Origin of the sequence: Actinomyces dentalis DSM 19115, assembly GCF_000429225.1 — a bacterium.
GTDB classification, from domain to species: Bacteria; Actinomycetota; Actinomycetes; order Actinomycetales; family Actinomycetaceae; genus Actinomyces; species Actinomyces dentalis.
Genome location: NZ_AUBL01000007.1, coordinates 86,342 through 103,344, shown reverse-complemented (window position 1 = coordinate 103,344; position 17,003 = coordinate 86,342). Strand labels below are relative to the sequence as shown.

Sequence of the window (17,003 nt, the reverse complement as noted above, 5' to 3'; positions counted from 1 at the left end):
GAGCCGTCTCCTCAGTGGGCCGCGACCCGTGCTTCCCCGCCGGCACACCCGTCCTCATGGCCGACGGCACCACCAGGCCCATCGAGGACGTGGCCGTCGGCGACCACGTCGCCTGCACCGACCCCGACACCGGCCAACCCACCACCTCCACGGTCACCAGGACCTTCACCCACGAGCACACGCCCACCATCCGGATCCGCACCAGCAACGGCGACCTGGAGACCACTCCAGCCCACCCCCTGTACGTCCACGGCAAGGGCTTCACCCCCGCCGGACACATCCAATCCGGCGACCGCCTGCGCGACAACCACGGGCACCCCGTCACCGTCCACACCGTTACCGCCACCGGTCAGGCGCCCACCGTCCACAATATCGAGGTCAACAACACCCACACCTACCACACCACCACAACCACCGGCACCCACATCCTGGCCCACAACGGATGCACCGTCGAGAACCCAAGGGACCTGGCCACACCCACAGACATCGACCAGGGCACGTGGCGAGGCCTCAACGCGGAACAGCAACTTGACGCGGCACGCAGAGAGCTTTTCAATGCAGCCGCAACCGAGCCGAGGAGGACCTCAACCATGGTCGCCACTTACACTGAGACCCACCCACCCGTCCTCGGCAGACCCGGAAATCTTCATAATGGAGAACACTTCTGCGCAGAAACAAGTGGAAGCAATTACCTTACGAAGATTGGAGGCGCAGCCCCCAGCGACGTAAGGTACACGGAAGCAGTAAGGCCTCGGTACGTGCGGAACATTGCGAACGGAAAACCAACAAAGGACCCTTACGTTCGAGTGTGCGTCAATTGTCAAGATTTGTATGACGAAGACATGTTTCCCCCGAAGGTTCCTCGCGACGAAGGCGGAAGATGGAGTATGCAGAATGGGAATTAACTGGCAGAAAGTCCGAACCATGAAGGGTGTCGGCATGGATCCGGCGCCAATCTTCGACATGCTTCGCTCTCCCGACATGCAAACTGGAGAGCAAGCATACTGGCACATCGAAGGGACTGCATTCTACGCTGGAGGACTAGAGGAAGCCGCCGCACCAGTGACAGAAACTCTAGTCGAAGCATTGTGTGCAGGCGATTACACGGAGTCCGGCCTTTCCTGGGCCGCTGAAACCTTGTTTGAAATTGTCCTCGGAGGCCCCTCAACAAATGAAGCAGAGCACGGCAACATGAACATAGGCAATCATTGCCGCTCTATTGTCAGGTCTCGATTGCCAGACTTATACCAACTAGCCCTCAGTCCCCTCGAAGATGATATCCTCTCGAGTTTCATCCGCATTCTCGGCACAGTCGACGACGACGAGAGAAGATGGCGAGCATTTGTCGAGCAGATGACGAGTCGCAGACTAGGCGTATTGAGCGAGGACGAACTTCACGAGTGCCAGCAGGATCGCGCAGAGCGCGGTGGAGCCTTGTACGAGTGGGGGCAGTAGCCGAACCGCCTGCGACCATAGCCTGCAGTTCCCGCGGGGGACTAAGCCGAAACCAGGAGGTGAATGGGGTGAGTGAGATGAGGCTCGACTGGGGCGGTGTGCGCACCTTGGACGGGGTGGGGCTGGATCCCGGGCTTGTGGAGGCGGTGGTCTCAGCGGGCGGCCGGGCCCAGGGCCGCGAGGACCTGATGATCCTGGACGGTATCGTGTACTACAATCGCTGCCTGTCAGAGGCGGCGCTTCTGGTCACGAGCGAGCTGGTGGAGGCAGTGTGCACGGGGCGCTGCACCGTCCCCTGGGGACTGTACTGGTCCACCGACGCCCTGTACGAGATCAGCCTCGGCGAGACAGCCTCGTCCGAGACGGCGCTCGGTAACATGGGCGTGGCGGACAGGTGCCGCAGCATCATCTGCGACAGCCTCCCCCGCCTCTACCAGGCCGCCGGGAGCATCACCGACGACTACACCCTGGCAAGCTTCGTAACCATCACGGGTATGACCGACCCCGACGAGAACCGCTGGAACACCTTCACCCAGAAGCTCCTCGACCACAACCCCGGACCGGACACCGCGCGGGAGATTGAGGACACCCGGGACTGGCGCGCGAGGAACGGCGGCCCAGCGTATGAGGGCTGCTCGTGGGACTAAGACTGGACCTGGCGTCCCGCCTGGCAGTCCACCCCCATATCAGCTCCGCGCCGAGATCGGTCTGACATCCCGCGGGGCGATCTCCTGCCGCCTCCAGCTCGACATCCGCCGAGGACCGTGGCTGGTCCTCGCCAAGGGCGTCATTCTGGGCACCTGTCCTGAGCAGGTAGGACACGAGAGTCTCCTGAGAGTCCGCCGACACGCGAGCCCTGCTCATGTACATGGACCAGTCGTAGGCCAGTATCTTCTGAGCATACGGCTCGGCGAGCTCGATCTGCTGATCGATACGAGCCTTGTGGGCGCTGCAGTCGGAGGTGAATGTGATGCTTCCCGCCCGACAGGTCGAGCTGTCGCGAACGAACAGCTCGATATTCGCCCACGTCTCGCTCGCGCTCGCGTTCTGCGCCGCGGCGTACAGCGTGGTGACATTCTCGGGCGAGGCCACCGAGTCCTTGTCGCTCGGGCTCACCTTCCCCGTGCCGACGCCGTCCTGGGGCGCGAGGATGACGTCGACCCTTCCGGCACCCGTATGCACGATGTCCCGGAACCGGTCCTCGAAATATGCCGCACGGCTCGGATCCTCGAAAGAGGCGTAGGGGCTGAACACGACGCGGCGCTTCTCCTCCGGCAGGGAGGCGGCGACAACGTCGTTCTGGGACGCATAGACGTTGAGCGTGTGCTGGTGAACGGCGGTGGTCCTGTACGACCGAGGTCTCCCGGCCCTGATAGAGCCCGGCGAAGGAGGTTCTGGCGCCGAATGCCTGCATCCACGACCGGAGCAGGTTGCGCGTGAACGCGCCCAGCGTGCCCATGTACGAGTCGTCGGCCACGTACGCCGGATAGCCCGACGTACCGGGCTGGCCCATCTGCGGAATCGGCATGCCCAGATATACTTTCATACCGTACAGCTCAGCATTCTCCACGGTACTGAGCGCAGCATCGTCTGCGCCCCTCTCATTCACGGCAACGACCAGGCTGTACTTCCCGTCGCTTGCGACACAGGCGTCCTCGCCGTTCGCAGGAAGCAGCCAATAGGTGTAGCGCCTTCCGCCGACGTCGGCGGCGCCGCTCCTGTCCGCGCACTGCAGGGCATCCGAGTAAAAAGGATAATGGGCGCTGTAGGTGAAGACTCGCTCAATCGTCTCCCCGGTGCTCAGCGAAGCCTCGGCCGCGGTGTAGCCGTCCGCGCCATCGATCGCGAAGTCCTTAGAACAGCGCACTCTCCCGCAGGCCGTCCCGAGAACTGCGCTTCAGCTCGGTACTGGATGCGATAATGGTGTCGCTGCCAATTTTATGCATGGCCTCGACCTGTTTATCGTTTTTGCATTAATTAGCGCATACTCGCCGGCGCCCGGGGGAGGCAGTCGGGCTGGCGGGATTCGAACCCACGATCTCCTGCTCCCAAAGCAGGCGCGCTACCAAGCTGCGCCACAGCCCGTTGAAAACGGGACGGGCCGTCGCCGGAGGAACCGGGACGGCCTGCTCGTTCACCGAGCGGGTGACGGGAATCGAACCCGCGCAATCTGCTTGGAAGGCAGAGGCTCTACCATTGAGCTACACCCGCGTGCGAGGACCGACCACTCGGCCCGCGACGGGACTCAGTGCTCCAGGAGTCCGGTCTTGTAGGCCTTGACCAGGCGGCGGGGCACGGTGATCTCGCGACCGTTGACGCGGACGGTGTTGAGCTGGACGAGCTTCGCCTTCCACTGCGCGCGGCGGTTGCGGGTGTTGCTGCGGGACATCCTCCGCTTCGGCACTGCCATGAGCCCGCTCCTTCCAAGGCCGGGGATCGTCGGATCCATCGAGAACTAGACCGAGGGACACCTTAACGAGTTCCGCCGAGCCCGTACCAGCCCCGGTGCCGCGCGATCCGTGTGAGATCAGTCCCTCCGCGGGGCGGCGCCAGCCGGCGATGCGCTCGGCGCCGCGGGCGTATCAGCCCCTGCCGCGGGGCGGCGGCGCATGGGACCATGCCGTCATGTCCGACGACGCAGGCACCCTCACCCTCGCCGGCACGACGCAGCCGGAGACCGACCTGGAGGTCAAGCGCTCGCACTTCCTGGGCCGCGCCGCCCGCACGCGGACGCAGGAGGAGGCCCGCGCCTTCATCGCCTCGGTCCGCGCGGCCCATCCGGCGGCGCGCCACCACTGCTCCGCCTTCATCGTGACCGTCCCCGGCGGCCGGCCGATCGAGCGCTCCAACGACGACGGCGAGCCCTCGGGCACGGCCGGCCGGCCGATCCTGGAGGTCCTGCGCGGGACGGGGCTGGTGGACGCGACCGTCGTCGTCACCCGGTACTTCGGGGGCACCCTGCTGGGAACGGGCGGGCTCGTGCGGGCCTACGGCGAGGCGGCGGCGCGGGCGCTCAAGGCGGCCGCCCGGGTGCGGCTGGTCACCCGTCACCTGTGGGAGGTGCGCGTGGCCGTCGGCGAGGCCGGTCGGCTCGAGGCCGAGCTGCGGGGCGCCGGCGGCGCGGCGGGGCCGGCCGGAGCGGATCTCGCCGTCGAGGAGACGGTCTGGGGCGCCACCCACGCCGTCCTCACCGTGTCGACCGCGAGCCCCGACCCGACCGGTCTGGCAGAGCTCCTGGCCTCCCTCACCCGGGGGCGGGCGGTGCCCGAACCCGCGGGCAGCCGCGTCGTTGAACGCCCCGTGTAAGGGCGCGCCACCATGCGGACGGCGCGGTTGTCCGATCGGCCGCCCGGAGGATATGGTCGCCCCGGTACGAGACGGCCCGCGGCCGTCCACGAGCAGGAAGGGAGGACCCCATGACCGCCCACGGCGTCATGCGCGCGATGTCCCCCTCCTGCTGCCTGTGTCTGTAGAGCGCCAGGCCACGAGTTCGTGCGCGCGATCGCGCGCATGCCCGGCGCTCGGGGTGAGCCCGCCCCATGCCCCGCCCACGATGCCCGCCCCCGCCCCGATACCCGGCGGGCGGGCAGGTCGGCGGACCAGGGCACCGATCAGACCATCCGCGCCAACCGGCACCCGTACCGGATCGCGCACCGAATCGGAGAGCCCGGAAGACCGCTCCGTCTTCCGGCCCCGTCCGACCCCGCCGGAGGCGGGAACACACGAGGAAGAGGCACCCACCATGGCTTACCTGTCCAATATCACCGAGGCCGTCGGCCGCACCCCGCTGGTCAAGATCAACCGCGTCGTCTCGGGACCGGCCACCGTCCTGGCCAAGGTCGAGGCCTTCGAGCCGGCCGGCAGCGTCAAGGACCGCATCGCCCTGTCGATCGTGCGCGCGGCCGAGGCCGCCGGCGCCCTCAAGCCGGGCGGCGCGATCATCGAGGCCACGTCCGGCAACACCGGCGTCGGCCTGGCCATGGTCGGCGCCGCCCTGGGCTACCGGGTCATCATCACGATGCCCGAGACCATGTCCAAGGAGCGCCGGGCGATCATGCGGGCCTTCGGCGCCGAGCTGGTGCTGACCACGGAGGGCGGCGTGGCCGGGGCCGTCAAGCGCGCCGAGGAGATCCAGGCGGCCACGCCCAACTCGATCCTCGCCTCGCAGTTCACCAACCCCGCCAACCCGGCGATCCACCGCGAGACCACGGCGCGCGAGTTCCTGGAGCAGGCTGGCGACTTCGACGCCTTCGTCGCGGGCATCGGCACCGGCGGCACCCTGACCGGCGTGGGCCGGGTCCTGCGCGAGCAGCGCCCCGGGATCAAGATCTTCGGCGTCGAGCCCACCGAGTCCCCGCTGCTGAGCGAGGGCCGGGCCGCGCCGCACAAGATCCAGGGGCTCGGCCCCAATGTCGTCCCCGAGGTCCTCGACCAGGGGATCTGGGACGAGCTGCTCCACATCCCCTCCGACGACGCCATCGCCTACGCCCGTCGCGCCGCCCGCGAGGAGGGGCTGCTCGTGGGCATCTCCTCGGGCGCCGCCCTGGCCGCCGCCGACCTGCTCTCCCAGCGCCCCGAGTTCGCCGGGAAGACGATCGTGACGCTCCTGCCCGACACGGGCGAGCGCTACCTGTCGACCCCCCTGTACTCCGAGTACCTCAACTGAGGCGCCGGGGCGCCCGGAGCCGGAAGGGCGGGGGCGGCGCCCCGCGGCGCCTGACGGAACCGCTCGGGGCGGCGCCCCCGGAGCCGGGGGGACCGGCCCCGGGGCGCACTGGGCCGACGGCGACTCCCCGATCGTCGGGGAGCCGCCGTCGGCCCGGCGCAGGCTCCTCCCGCCGAGTAGCCTGCCCGTAGCGGGGGCGGTCGCCGCCGACCGCCCGACGGCGAGCGGCGCCGCGCGCCGCCCCACGCCACCATCTTCACCGAGGACAACCATGCACCACTCTCACCGGTCCCTCATCGACCTGGCCCGGGAGGATCTGGCCGCCGCCCGACGCCGGGACCCGGCCGCCCGCTCGAGCCTGGAGGTCGCGCTGCTCTACCCGGGCGTGCACGCGCTGTGGGCCCACCGGGCCGCGCACCGCCTGTGGCACACGGGCCACAAGTTCGCCGCCCGGGCGCTGGCCCAGGCCGCCCGCGCGGCCACGGGCATCGAGATCCATCCGGCCGCCAAGATCGGCAGGCGCTTCTTCATCGACCACGGCATGGGCGTGGTCATCGGCGAGACCGCCGAGGTGGGCGACGACGTCCTCATGTTCCACGGCGTCACCCTGGGCGGGGTGTCGATGAACCCGGGCAAGCGCCACCCCACGATCGGCAACAACGTGCAGATCGGGGCCGGGGCGAAGGTCCTGGGCCCGGTCACGGTGGAGGACAACGCCAAGATCGGCGCGAACGCCGTGCTGGTCAAGAATCTGCCGGCGGATCACGTCGGCGTCGGCGTGCCGGCCCGCGTGCGCGACCCCCGCACGGATCCCGAGCTCATGATGGACCCGACGATCTACATCTGACGCGGCGCCCGGCCGGTCCGGGCGGGCCCTACGACTCGGCGGCGCCGGGTCCGTCGGCCTCGGCGGGCCGGACGGCGTCGGGCCCGCCCGCCAGGAGGCGCTCGAAGGCCTCCTCGTCCAGGATCGGCAGGCCCAGCTCGCGGGCCTTGGCCCCCTTCGAGCCCGCGTTCTCGCCGACGACGACGAAGCTGGTCCGCTTCGACACGCTCCCGGCCGCCCGGCCGCCCCGGGAGACGATCGCCTCCTTGGCCCCGTCGCGGGTGAAGCGCTCCAGAGTCCCCGTCACCACCACCGTCAGGCCCTCCAGGGTCCGCTCGACCCGCTCGGCGTCGGCCTCGTCGGCCGTGCGCACGCCGCAGGTGGCCCAGCGGTCGAGGATCTCGCGGTGCCAGTCGACGTCGAGCCACTCCCGCCACGCCGCGGCGATCGTCGGGCCGACGCCGTCGACCCCGGACAGCTCCTCCTCGTCCGCCTCGCGCAGGGCCTCCAGGGATCCGAAGCGCGTCGCCAGCGCGCGCGCCGCCGTCGGGCCGACGTGGCGCACCGACAGGGCCACCAGCACCCGCCACAGCGGCCGCCCCTTGGCGGCGTCCAGCTGGGCGAGCATGGCGGTGGCGTTCTTGCCCGGCGCCGCCGCCCGCTTGACCTCCCCGTCCCTCCCGTAGCTCTGCTTGGACCAGAAGAAGCGGGCCAGGCGCCAGTCCCCGGTGGGCCTGCCGCGCGAGGCCACCGGCCGGTAGACCATCACCTCGCGCAGGTCCTCCACGTCCAGCTCGAACAGGCCCGCCTCGCCGGTGAGGACCGGCGTCTGCTCACCCAGCCCGGCCCCGGCGGCCAGGGCCCGGGCGGCGTCGAGGAGCTCGGCGGCGTGCAGGGCCCGGCGCTGGGAGTCGGTCAGGCGCAGGTCGCCGCGCTCGGTCTTCAGGACGCGGCCGGAGGCCACGGCCGCCAGCGCGTCCTCGCGCCCGGCGTCGGGCTGGGTCAGGGCGGCGGCCGCCTCGTCCCCGAGCCCCTCGACGTCCAGCGCCCCGCGCGAGCCGATGTGGGCGATCCGCTCGGTCAGCTGGGCGGGGCACGAGCGCGCGTTGGGGCAGCGCAGGTCGACGTCGCCCTCCTTGGCGGGGGCGAGCCGGGTCCCGCACGAGGGGCACAGCTCGGGCATGTCGAAGCGGCGCTCGGAGCCGTCGCGGGCCTCGACCACCGGGGCGACGATCTCGGGGATGACGTCGCCGGCCTTGCGCAGCACGACCGTGTCCCCGATGAGCACCCCCTTGCGGGCGACCTCGGTGGCGTTGTGGAGGGTGGCGCGGGACACCGTGGAGCCGGACACCAGGACCGGCTCCATGATCCCGAAGGGCGTCACCCGGCCGGTGCGCCCCACCTGGACGTCGATGTCCAGCAGACGGGTGTGGACCTCCTCGGGCGGGTACTTGTAGGCGGCCGCCCACCGGGGCACGCGGGAGGTGTGGCCGAGCTCTGCCTGCAGGAGGATCGAGTCGAGCTTGAAGACGATGCCGTCGATCTCGTGGATGAGGTCGTGGCGATGCTCGGCGTAGCGGGCGATGAAGGCCTCCCGCTCGGCCCGGCCGCGCACGACGGCGTTGTAGGGCGACACGGGCAGGCCCCAGTGCTCCAGCAGGCCGTACCACTCGTGGAGCAGCTCCGGCAGCTCCTCCCCCGGCGCCGGGGTGATCGCCCCGATGCCGTGGGCGATGAAGGCCAGGGGGCGGGTGGCGGTGACGGCGGGGTTCTTCTGGCGCAGGGACCCGGCGGCGGCGTTGCGGGGGTTGGCGAAGACCTGCAGCAGCGGGCGGCCCGCGGCCTCCCGCTCGACATTGGCGGTGCGGCGGGCCTCGTTGAAGTCGCGGAAGGCCCCGACGGGGAAGTAGACCTCGCCGCGCACCTCCAGCAGCGCCGGGTGGGAGTCGCCGGCCAGGACCAGCGGCACGGAGGCGATGGTCCTCACATTGCCGGTCACGTCCTCCCCCGTGGCGCCGTCCCCGCGGGTGGCTGCCCGGGTGAGCACGCCGTCCTCGTAGGTCAGGGCGATCGCCAGGCCGTCGATCTTGACCTCGGCGGTCATGGGCAGCTCGTCGTCGGGCACGCCCGTCTCCTCGGCCATGCGCGCCGCCCACTCCTCGACCTCCTCCAGGCTGAAGACGTCCCGGAGGGAGTACATGCGCTCGTGGTGGGGCGCGGGGGCGAAGTCGGTGACGGGCCTGCCGCCGACGCTGCGCGTGGGCGAGGAGGGCAGCGACAGAGCGGGGTGGGCGGCCTCGAGCTCCTCCAGCTCGCGGTAGAGCCGGTCGTACTCGGCGTCGGACATGGGCGACTGGGCGTCGACGGCGTCGTAGTAGGCGTCGCGGGCGCGCTCGATGACCCGGACCAGGTCCGTCCACCGCTCGCGGGCGGCGGCGGGGACGGCGATGAGGTCGGGGGCCGGCTGGTTGCTGCTCACGGGCCCATCCTCCCTCATGCCTGCGACACGATCGCGCCGGGGTCGACGGGGGCGATGAGGCCGGGTCCCCGGGCCCGGACATCGCCGACGGCGGGGCCGACCTCCCACCAGCGCAGGGGCGCCCTGGGGCCGCGCAGGAGGCGGGCGGCGCCCGCCCCGTCGCGCACGGAGGGGTCGAGCCAGGCGTCGGCGTCCTCGCGGCGCAGGGCGACGGGCTCGCGATCGTGCAGCCAGGCGAGGTCCCGCCCGGCCGGGCGGGTCAGGATCGCGCAGGTCAGCAGCCAGCCGTCGTGGAGGGCGGGTCCGGGCCGCGGGCCGTCCGGGGCGGGCTCTCGGACCCCGGGAGCGTCGGGCGGGGCCTGTTCCCGGGCTCCTCCCGACGGCGCGGGCGGGCGCCACCAGGAGCACAGCCCGGCCAGGAGGAGCGGCGCGCCGTCGGCCGCGGCCAGGGCGAAGGGGCGGCGCCCGGGTCGGGCGCCCCGGGCATCGGGCGCACCGCCGGGGCCGGCGGCGTCGCGGCGCCACTCGTACCAGCAGTCGGCGGGGACGAGGACGCGGAAGTCCCGCATCGCCGCCCGGAAGGTCGGTTTGACGGCGGCCGTCTCGCAGCGGGCGTTGAAGGCGCGGCGGGCGGCCCGCGGGTCGGCGGCCCAGGGCGGCAGCAGGCCCCACCGGGCGCAGTGCAGGGCCCTGCCGGGCGCGCTCCCCCCGGGGCGGGCCCGGTCGCGCTCGACGACGACGCGCACATCCGCCCCCGGCGCGAGGTTCCAGGAGGGCCCGGGGTCCTCGTCGGCGGGGATGGGCCGGGCGCCGAGGTGGTCGGCGAGCGCCCCGCTCGCGCTCCATGAGCCGTATCGTCCGCACATGGGGCCACTGTCCCACACGGGCGCGGCTCCACAGGCCGCTCCGGGCGCACCCCCGGTGCGCGCCGTCCACAGGGGCGCTGCGCCGCGCCGCCGTTTCGGGCACCGTGGAGGGGTGACCGCTCCCCTCCTGACCTCCCCCGCCGCGGCGGGCCCCCGCCCCGCGGGCGCCGGCGCCCGCGACGCCGGCGCCGCCCGGGCCGGCGTCCCGCTCCGCGCGGGCCCGGCCGGCGCCGACGAGCCCGGCGTCGCGGCCGCCGCGGCCCAGGCCCGCGAGGCGCTGGGCACCGCCTGGCACCTCGCCGTCGTGCACGGCCCCGACGCCGGGCTCGTCCTGGCCCTGCCCGACGAGCGCGAGACCGTCATCGGGCGGGGCCCCGTCCTGACCGACCCCTGCATCTCCCGCCGCCACCTGCGGGTCAGGGCCGGGGCGTCGCGGGTCGCCGTCGCCGACGCCGGCGGGACGAACCCCGGAAGGTGGGAGGGCCCCGGGCGGCGCCGGATCGGACCGCGACCCCGGCGGTGGCGCGAGGGAGCCCGCCTGCGCCTGGGCGAGAGCGTGCTGGAGCTGCGCCGCCGCCCCTCCCGCCTGGCGGTGCCCCTGCCGGCCGGGGCGCGGACGCAGCGGCTGGTGGCGGCGTTGAGCCTCCTGGGCTCCCTGGCCGTCATCCTGGTCATGGCGGCGGCCCTGCGCTCGGGCGGGCGCGGCGGGCTGGGCGCGGTCATGGTCCTGCCGATCCTCCTCATGGCCCTGGGCCGCCTCGCCCCGACCCTGACCGGCCGCCGTCGCACCGGCGGACGGGCGGGCACCGGCTGGCGGGGGCGCGGCCCCGACCCGCCCTCGCTGCTCCTGGCCCTGGCGCAGGCGGGCCCCGGCCCCGGCCGGGGCGAGGCGGAGCGGACCGCGCCCTCCCTGGCCGCCTGGTGCGGGCGACGGCGGCGCCGGGACCTGCTGCGGCTGCCCGCCGGGGAGGCCGTCGCGCTGCGGGGCGCGGGCGCCGCGAGCGCGGTCGCCTGGTGGGGCGCCCAGGTGATGGCCGGCGGATCGGGCCGGATCGAGGCGCAGGGGTCGGGGATGCGCGCGACCTGGGGGGACCGGGGCCGCGAGCGCAGCGCCCATCTGCTGGCGGCCGACGGCGCCCGCCTGCCGCCCGCGGCCACCCTGGTGCGCCGCCCGCCCCGGCGGGTGCCCGAGCTCGCGGCGCGGTGGTGGCCCGTGGCCGTGGCGCTGGGCGGGGCCGGGGACGCGCCGGAGGAGGGCGACGCCGGCCTGGGCGAGGAGCGCCTGCCGGATCTGGTCGCCCTCGAGGACGTGGTGGGCGAAGTGGACCGGGAGCGCACGCGCCGCCGGTGGGCCCGGTCGTCCGGCGGGGCGGGGCTGGAGGCGGTTCTGGGCGTCTGCGAGCGCGGGGCGGTGCGGGTGGACCTGGTGCGCTCGGGGCCCCACGCCCTCATGGCGGGGACCACCGGCGCGGGCAAGTCGGAGCTGCTGACCTCCTGGCTGCTCCAGCTCGCCCTGGCCCTGCCGCCGCAGCGCCTGAGCCTCGTGCTCGTGGACTACAAGGGCGGGGCCGCCTTCGGGGCGCTGACGGACCTGCCGCACACCGCCGGGCTGCTGACGGACCTGGATCCGGCCCTGACCACGCGGGCCCTGACCTGTTTGGAGGCGGAGGTCGGGCGCCGCGAGCGCCTCCTGGCCGAGCGGGGCGCCAAGGACCTGTCCTGCCTGGACGCGGGGGCGGCGCCGGCCCGCCTGGTCATCGCCGTCGACGAGTTCGCCGCCCTGGCGTCGGCCCATCCGGAGGTCCTGGAGGGGCTCATGCGGGTGGCCGCCCAGGGGCGGAGCCTGGGCATTCACCTCATTCTGGCCACGCAGCGCCCCGCCGGGGCCGTCTCCCCCGCGATCCGGGCGAATACGGCGGTGCGCGTGTGCCTGCGGGTCCTGGATGCGGCCGACTCCGTCGACGTCGTGGGCTGCGACGAGGCCGCCCGGCTCGGCTCGCGTCCGGGGCGCCTGGTCGTGCGCGGGGTGGAGGGCGCCGAGCACGTGGCGCTTCAGGCGCCCTGGTGCGGGGACGGGGCGCAGGTGGCGGGGATCGTCGCCGAGCTGGGGGCGGCCGCCGCCGGGCTGGGGCGGCCGTGGCGCCCCTGGGCTCCGCCGCTGCCGGAGCGGGTGACCCGCGCCGAGGCCGCGGCCCCGCCCTTCGCGGATGCGCGGGGCGCGGGCGGGCCCGGTTCGGTCCTGCTGGCGGTGACCGACGAGCCCGCCCGCCAGCGCACCGGGCTGTGGCGCTGGCGCCCCGTCGAGCCGCTGCTGGTCCTGGGTTCGGCGGGCTCGGGGCGCTCGAGCGCGCTGGCCTCGGCGGCGTCGGGCGCCGCGGGCGCGGGCGCGGCGGTCCACCTGTGCGCCCTGCCGCCGCGGTGGGGGTCCCTGCGCCGGGCCCCGCGGGTCGGCACCGTCGTCGACGCCTCGGATCCGCGGCGTCTGGCGCGCCTGTGGACGCTGGCGGCGGAGGGCCGGCTCGCCGGGGGGCTGCTGGTCGTCGACGGGGCGGACGCCCTCGTGCCGGTGGTGGACGAGGCGCTGGGGCCCGGGGAGGGCAACCGGCTCCTGGAGTCCATGTGCCGCACGGCGGGCGCCACCGGGACGGGGCTGGTGGTCTCCGCGGCCCTCGCCGCGTCGACGGCGCGGTGGGCGGCGCCGCTGCGCGACCGGCTCGTCCTGGGGGCGGGCGAGCCCGCCCAGGCCGCGCTGGCCGGGCTGCCCCGCGGGCTGGTGACGGGGCGCCGGCCCGGCTGCGGGGTCATCCTGGGCGCCGCGGGCCCGGTCCCCTGCCAGGTCGTCCTGCCCGACGCCGACGAGCTCGACGGGGCACCGGGCGGGGCCGGGCCCGGGCCGCTGCGTCTGGAGCCGATCCCCCGGCTCGTGCCCTGGAGGGGCGGGGACGGGCCGGGGGCGCCCGTCGTCTGGGCGGTGGGCGGGGACGCGGCGGCGCCCGTGCCGGTTCCCGAGGGCAGTGTGCTCGTCGTCGGCCCGCCCGGGTCGGGCAGGTCGACGGCGCTGCGCGTCCTGGCGCGCGCCGTCGCCGAGTGCGGCGGGGACCCGGCCGGCGGGCCGGACGGGGCCGGGACCGGCGGGGACTCGTCGGGCGGGGCCGGCGGCGGGCCGGACGGGGCCGGGCCGCTCGTCGTCGACGACCTGGACCGGGCCGGTCCGGAGGTCCTGGCCGAGGCCGAGCGGGCGCTGGCGCGCGGGCGGCGGGTGCTCGCCTCGGCGACCACCGAGCGCGCGGCCGCCGCCTACCGCGGGGTCCTGGCGGATCTGCGCTCCCGCGGCGCCCTGGTGGTCCTGTGGCCGATGCTGGGCCCGGCCGCCCAGGTCGCGGGGGTGAGCCTGCGGGCGGTGTCCGATCCGAGGGCCCCGACGGCGCCCGGGCGCGGGGCCCTGGTCCACCGCGGCGCGGCCCGGCCCATCCAGATCGCCGATGACGCCCCGGGGCGCCCCTGAGGGTCCGTTCCTCAGGATCGGCGGAAAATCAAGGATTCGAGGCTGTGAGGATCATGACAGGTCCACGGCGCAGGTCTCACGTCGGAGGTCTTGCCCAGTCGGTAGCGGCGTGTGAGGGTTGGCCAAGGACAAGGTCACCCGCCGCATCGCCTCGGCAGTCTGAAGTCTGATGACTACTTCGAGGGCGGCCCGTAGCCGCAGCACGACACCGTAAAAGGGGGTCCTCATGGACTGGCGCAGCCAGGCAGCATGTCTCACCGTTGACCCGGAGCTCTTCTTCCCCGTCGGCAACACCGGTCCCGCCATCGCCCAGATCGCCGAGGCCAAGATGGTGTGCGCCCGTTGCGAGGTCGTCGACACCTGTCTGAAGTGGGCCCTGGAGAACGGGCAGGACGCCGGCGTGTGGGGGGGCATGAGCGAGGACGAGCGCCGCTCCCTCAAGCGCCGGGCGGCGCGCGCGCGCCGCTCCTCCTGAGCCCGCAGCGCTCGGCGCCCGCCGGACCGCGAAGGTCCGGCGGGCGCCGTCGTTCGCACCCCCGATCCGGCCCGGGCCTCAGGCCTCCGTCAGGCGGGCCCGCACGACGACGTCGCTGCCGTGCCCGCCCTCGATCGGCAGCCAGTCGATGGTGCCGCGCAGCTCCCCGCGCACGAGGGTCTGGACGATCCTGGTGCCCAGGCCGGACATGATCGCGCCCGGCTCCACCCCGACGCCGTCGTCGATGACGTGGACCTCCAGGCTCTGCCCGTCGCGCAGGGCCCGCACCGTCACCGTGCCGTCGCGGTCCCCCAGCCCGTGCTCGACGGCGTTGGTGACCAGCTCGGCCAGGACGGTGGCCAGCGCCTGGGCGGTGTCGGCGTCCACCGTCCCGAAGGCCCCCTCCAGGCGCGTGGTGACCGCCCCGGTCGCCGTCGCCACCAGGGCGGCGCCGCGCAGGATCGAGGCGAAGACCTCGTCGAAGTCGACCTTCTCGTCGACGTTGTGGCTCAGGGCCTCGTGAACCGTCGCGATCGTGGCCACGCGGCGCTCCGCCTCCGCCAGGGCCTCGCGCGTCTCGTCGTTGGTGGCCCGGCGCCCCTGCATGCGCAGCAGCGCGGAGACGGTCTGGAGGTTGTTCTTCACCCGGTGGTGGATCTCCCGGATGGTGGCGTCCTTGTTGAGCAGGACCTGCTCGCGGCGCCGGATCTCCGTCACGTCGCGCACCAGCAGCACGGCGCCGGCGCGCCGGTTCTCGCGCCGCAGCGGGATCGAGCGCAGGGCCAGGTACACCCCCCCGACCTCGACCTCCGTCAGCCAGGCCTGGCGGCCCATGAGCACCACCGCCATGGTCTCGTCCACGAGCGTGCGCTCGGGGATGATCGAGGTGACGGCCTCGGCGAGCTGGCAGTCCCCCACGTCCACATCTATGCCCAGGCGGTGGAAGCAGGAGCGGGCGTTGGGTGTGGCGAAGCGCACGAACCCCTCCTCGTCCAGGTGCAGGACGCCGTCGGCCACCCTGGGCGTGCCGTGGCGCATGACCGTCCCGGCGCCCCGGATGGGGAAGTCCCCCCCGGCGATCATGGTGCACAGGGCGTCGGCGAGGTCCTCCAGCGGCTTGTCCACGATGCGCCCGCCGCGGATGAGCCCCACGGAGGTCTCCCGCGTCATGATGGCCACGGCCCGCCCGTCGCGGACCACCGGCACGTACTCCTCGCGCACCGCCGTCGTGCCCGTCCACGCCGGCGCCGTGGCCATGAGGATCTGCGCGCTCTCGAAGGTCTCGACGGCCATGGCCTCGCGGGCCGCGGGCATCCTGCGGCCGATCACGTCCTCCAGGTGCACGGTCGAGCCGGTCGAGGGCCGGCAGTGGGCGACGGCGACGAAGCGGTTGGTCGCGGTGCGGGCCCACAGGACCAGGTCGGAGACCGACAGGTCCGCGATGACCTGCCAGTCGGCGATGAGCTGATGGAGCCAGTCGAGGTCCGATGTCGACAGGTCGGCGATCCCGCGCAGCGTGGAGGATAGGAGAATCGGCACACACGGGATCCTACCGAGGCCCGCGGGCCCGACCGCGTGGCAGGATTTGCCCCATGAAGAAGACCATCACCCTCACCTACCCGGCCGGTCCCGAGCGCGTCGCCGCAATGCTCGCCGACCCCGATTATCAGCGCAAGCGCGCGGAGCGCGCGGACCTGTCCGACGCCTCCATCGACGTGGCCGTGCGCGGGCGCGGCTTCGTGTCCACCATCTCCGGCTCGGTCCCGCCCGAGCGCCTGCCCTCCGCGGCCAAGCGCTTCATCCGCTCCGCCCCGTCCTTCAACCTGTCGGAGTCCTGGGGCGAGCCGGCCGACGACGGCTCGCGCACCGGCGACCTGGACGTGGCCCTGCGCGGCGCGCCCGTGAAGGTGGGCGCCACCTCCAGGATGGAGGGCTCCGGGGACTCGACGAGCGTGGTGTACGACGTCGACCTGGACGTGAGCATTCCGCTGGTGGGCCGCAGCATCGAGGAGCGGGCCATGGGCCTGGTCGACCGCGCCGTCGCCGACGAGGAGGCCCGCGGAGCGACCTGGCTCGCGGAGCATTGATCCGCACCGATCACTGAGGAGCAAGCACGACCCCGGGGGCGGGGCGCGGGCCCGGAAGCCGGGCGGCGCGCCCCGCCCCCTCGACGCGGGCGGGCGGGGGCGGAGTCACAGTGCGACGGGTCGATTCAGGTACGTGACACGATCGTCCCGGCGTGACACGATCGGCCGCATGAGCGAGCCCAGCGACGTCATCACCCCGACCGAGACCAACTCCGTGTGGGCCGAGCGCACCGGCACCCGCCGCTATCTCGCGCACAACGCCCGGGGCGCCCAGGTCGCGGTGGGCATGGGCCCGGGCGAGTTCACGCCCGGCGAACTGCTCAAGGTCGCCCTGGCGACCTGCAACACACTGTCCGCCGACCACCGCCTGGCCAAGGCCCTCGGCGAGGACTTCGACGCCAACGTCATCTGCGCGACGCTGAAGAACGAGGAGGAGGAGCGCTACTCCGACTTCGACGTCCAGATCGTCGCCGACCTCGCCGCCCTCGGCCCCGACCAGCTCGCCGTCCTCACCGAGCGGGTGCGCCGGGCGGTCGACCGGGGCTGCACCGTCGGCCACACCCTGGACAAGGGCGCGGCCATCCGCCTCCACCTGCTCGACGACGAGGGCTGAGCGGCGCCGCACACTTCCACCCCCATCCAGG

The 17,003-nt window shown here is 73.5% G+C and carries 15 protein-coding genes and 2 tRNA genes; 10 read left to right on the top strand and 7 right to left on the bottom strand.

Annotated elements, in window-relative coordinates; translation table 11 throughout:
* The 3 genes from G446_RS19065 to G446_RS0103155 form a co-directional block, all read left to right on the top strand.
* Positions 1-905, top strand: a 905-nt coding sequence (locus G446_RS19065; protein ID WP_211228227.1) for a Hint domain-containing protein, incomplete at its 5' end; no start/stop codon positions are given.
* Positions 906-924: 19 nt separating this feature from the next.
* The gene (locus tag G446_RS19750) at positions 925-1,455 is read left to right on the top strand and encodes a hypothetical protein (RefSeq protein WP_156916495.1); all 531 of its coding nucleotides are present in this window, start codon (positions 925-927) and stop codon (positions 1,453-1,455) included.
* A 68-nt stretch (positions 1,456-1,523) separates the two neighbouring features.
* On the top strand, positions 1,524-2,102 hold the full coding sequence (locus G446_RS0103155; protein ID WP_026409049.1) for a hypothetical protein: 579 nt from the start codon (positions 1,524-1,526) through the stop codon (positions 2,100-2,102).
* Here the strand turns inward: G446_RS0103155 and G446_RS21475 are convergent.
* The 4 genes from G446_RS21475 to rpmF all read right to left on the bottom strand — a co-directional run bounded on the left by G446_RS21475 (position 1,984) and on the right by rpmF (position 3,865).
* Positions 1,984-2,733, bottom strand: a complete 750-nt coding sequence (locus G446_RS21475) for a DUF4434 domain-containing protein (RefSeq protein ID WP_425393866.1) — start codon at positions 2,731-2,733, stop codon at positions 1,984-1,986. The genes G446_RS0103155 and G446_RS21475 overlap by 119 nt on opposite strands.
* Positions 2,734-3,466: 733 nt before the next feature.
* Positions 3,467-3,540, bottom strand: a tRNA-Pro gene (locus G446_RS0103145).
* Between the two features lie 55 nt (positions 3,541-3,595).
* Positions 3,596-3,666 (bottom strand) — tRNA-Gly (locus G446_RS0103140).
* Positions 3,667-3,700: 34 nt separating this feature from the next.
* Positions 3,701-3,865: a 50S ribosomal protein L32 gene (gene rpmF, locus G446_RS0103135; protein ID WP_026409047.1), complete on the bottom strand. Its 165-nt coding sequence runs from the start codon at positions 3,863-3,865 to the stop codon at positions 3,701-3,703.
* A gap of 215 nt (positions 3,866-4,080) precedes the next feature.
* On the opposite strand from rpmF, the gene G446_RS0103130 reads away from it, so the two are divergent.
* From G446_RS0103130 to cysE, 3 genes are all read left to right on the top strand, one after another.
* Positions 4,081-4,761 (top strand): IMPACT family protein, encoded by a 681-nt coding sequence (locus G446_RS0103130; RefSeq protein WP_026409046.1) that lies wholly within the window; start codon positions 4,081-4,083, stop codon positions 4,759-4,761.
* A 436-nt stretch (positions 4,762-5,197) separates the two neighbouring features.
* Positions 5,198-6,121, top strand: a complete 924-nt coding sequence (gene cysK / locus G446_RS0103125) for a cysteine synthase A (RefSeq protein ID WP_026409045.1) — start codon at positions 5,198-5,200, stop codon at positions 6,119-6,121.
* A gap of 271 nt (positions 6,122-6,392) precedes the next feature.
* Complete coding sequence (gene cysE / locus G446_RS0103120; RefSeq protein ID WP_026409044.1) at positions 6,393-6,968, top strand: serine O-acetyltransferase; 576 nt, start codon at positions 6,393-6,395, stop codon at positions 6,966-6,968.
* Positions 6,969-6,996: 28 nt separating this feature from the next.
* Here cysE and ligA read toward each other — a convergent pair whose 3' ends face one another.
* Together ligA and G446_RS0103110 are read right to left on the bottom strand one after the other, a co-directional pair.
* Entirely contained in the window at positions 6,997-9,444 is a 2,448-nt protein-coding gene (ligA, locus tag G446_RS0103115) for an NAD-dependent DNA ligase LigA (RefSeq protein WP_034468873.1), read from the bottom strand.
* Positions 9,441-10,292: an SOS response-associated peptidase gene (locus tag G446_RS0103110; protein ID WP_026409042.1), complete on the bottom strand. Its 852-nt coding sequence runs from the start codon at positions 10,290-10,292 to the stop codon at positions 9,441-9,443. Before G446_RS0103110 ends, ligA begins: the two co-directional genes overlap by 4 nt.
* Positions 10,293-10,404: 112 nt before the next feature.
* Here G446_RS0103110 and G446_RS15625 point away from each other — a divergent pair, with 112 nt between their 5' ends.
* Together G446_RS15625 and G446_RS0103100 are read left to right on the top strand one after the other, a co-directional pair.
* Complete coding sequence (locus G446_RS15625; RefSeq protein ID WP_051285601.1) at positions 10,405-13,797, top strand: FHA domain-containing protein; 3,393 nt, start codon at positions 10,405-10,407, stop codon at positions 13,795-13,797.
* Positions 13,798-14,023: 226 nt separating this feature from the next.
* Positions 14,024-14,272 (top strand): WhiB family transcriptional regulator, encoded by a 249-nt coding sequence (locus tag G446_RS0103100; protein WP_026409041.1) that lies wholly within the window; start codon positions 14,024-14,026, stop codon positions 14,270-14,272.
* 78 nt (positions 14,273-14,350) lie between these two features.
* Here the strand turns inward: G446_RS0103100 and G446_RS0103095 are convergent, their stop codons facing one another.
* Positions 14,351-15,811: a sensor histidine kinase gene (locus tag G446_RS0103095; RefSeq protein ID WP_026409040.1), complete on the bottom strand. Its 1,461-nt coding sequence runs from the start codon at positions 15,809-15,811 to the stop codon at positions 14,351-14,353.
* Positions 15,812-15,864: 53 nt separating this feature from the next.
* Here G446_RS0103095 and G446_RS0103090 point away from each other — a divergent pair, with 53 nt between their 5' ends.
* Both G446_RS0103090 and G446_RS0103085 read left to right on the top strand, forming a co-directional pair.
* On the top strand, positions 15,865-16,359 hold the full coding sequence (locus tag G446_RS0103090) for a DUF2505 domain-containing protein (RefSeq protein ID WP_026409039.1): 495 nt from the start codon (positions 15,865-15,867) through the stop codon (positions 16,357-16,359).
* Positions 16,360-16,528: 169 nt separating this feature from the next.
* Positions 16,529-16,972: an OsmC family protein gene (locus tag G446_RS0103085; protein ID WP_026409038.1), complete on the top strand. Its 444-nt coding sequence runs from the start codon at positions 16,529-16,531 to the stop codon at positions 16,970-16,972.
* Positions 16,973-17,003: the final 31 nt, after the last annotated feature.

Excerpts from the sequence above, each read along its gene's own strand:
- cysK (WP_026409045.1), top strand. The coding sequence starts at position 5,198 with ATGGCTTACCTGTCCAATATCACCGAGGCCGTCGGCCGCACCCCGCTG.
- rpmF (WP_026409047.1), bottom strand. The coding sequence starts at position 3,865 with ATGGCAGTGCCGAAGCGGAGGATGTCCCGCAGCAACACCCGCAACCGC.
- G446_RS0103100 (WP_026409041.1), top strand. The coding sequence starts at position 14,024 with ATGGACTGGCGCAGCCAGGCAGCATGTCTCACCGTTGACCCGGAGCTC.
- G446_RS0103090 (WP_026409039.1), top strand. The coding sequence starts at position 15,865 with ATGAAGAAGACCATCACCCTCACCTACCCGGCCGGTCCCGAGCGCGTC.
- G446_RS0103085 (WP_026409038.1), top strand. The coding sequence starts at position 16,529 with ATGAGCGAGCCCAGCGACGTCATCACCCCGACCGAGACCAACTCCGTG.
- cysE (WP_026409044.1), top strand. The coding sequence starts at position 6,393 with ATGCACCACTCTCACCGGTCCCTCATCGACCTGGCCCGGGAGGATCTG.
- ligA (WP_034468873.1), bottom strand. The coding sequence starts at position 9,444 with ATGAGGGAGGATGGGCCCGTGAGCAGCAACCAGCCGGCCCCCGACCTC.
- G446_RS19750 (WP_156916495.1), top strand. The coding sequence starts at position 925 with ATGAAGGGTGTCGGCATGGATCCGGCGCCAATCTTCGACATGCTTCGC.
- G446_RS0103110 (WP_026409042.1), bottom strand. The coding sequence starts at position 10,292 with ATGTGCGGACGATACGGCTCATGGAGCGCGAGCGGGGCGCTCGCCGAC.
- G446_RS0103130 (WP_026409046.1), top strand. The coding sequence starts at position 4,081 with ATGTCCGACGACGCAGGCACCCTCACCCTCGCCGGCACGACGCAGCCG.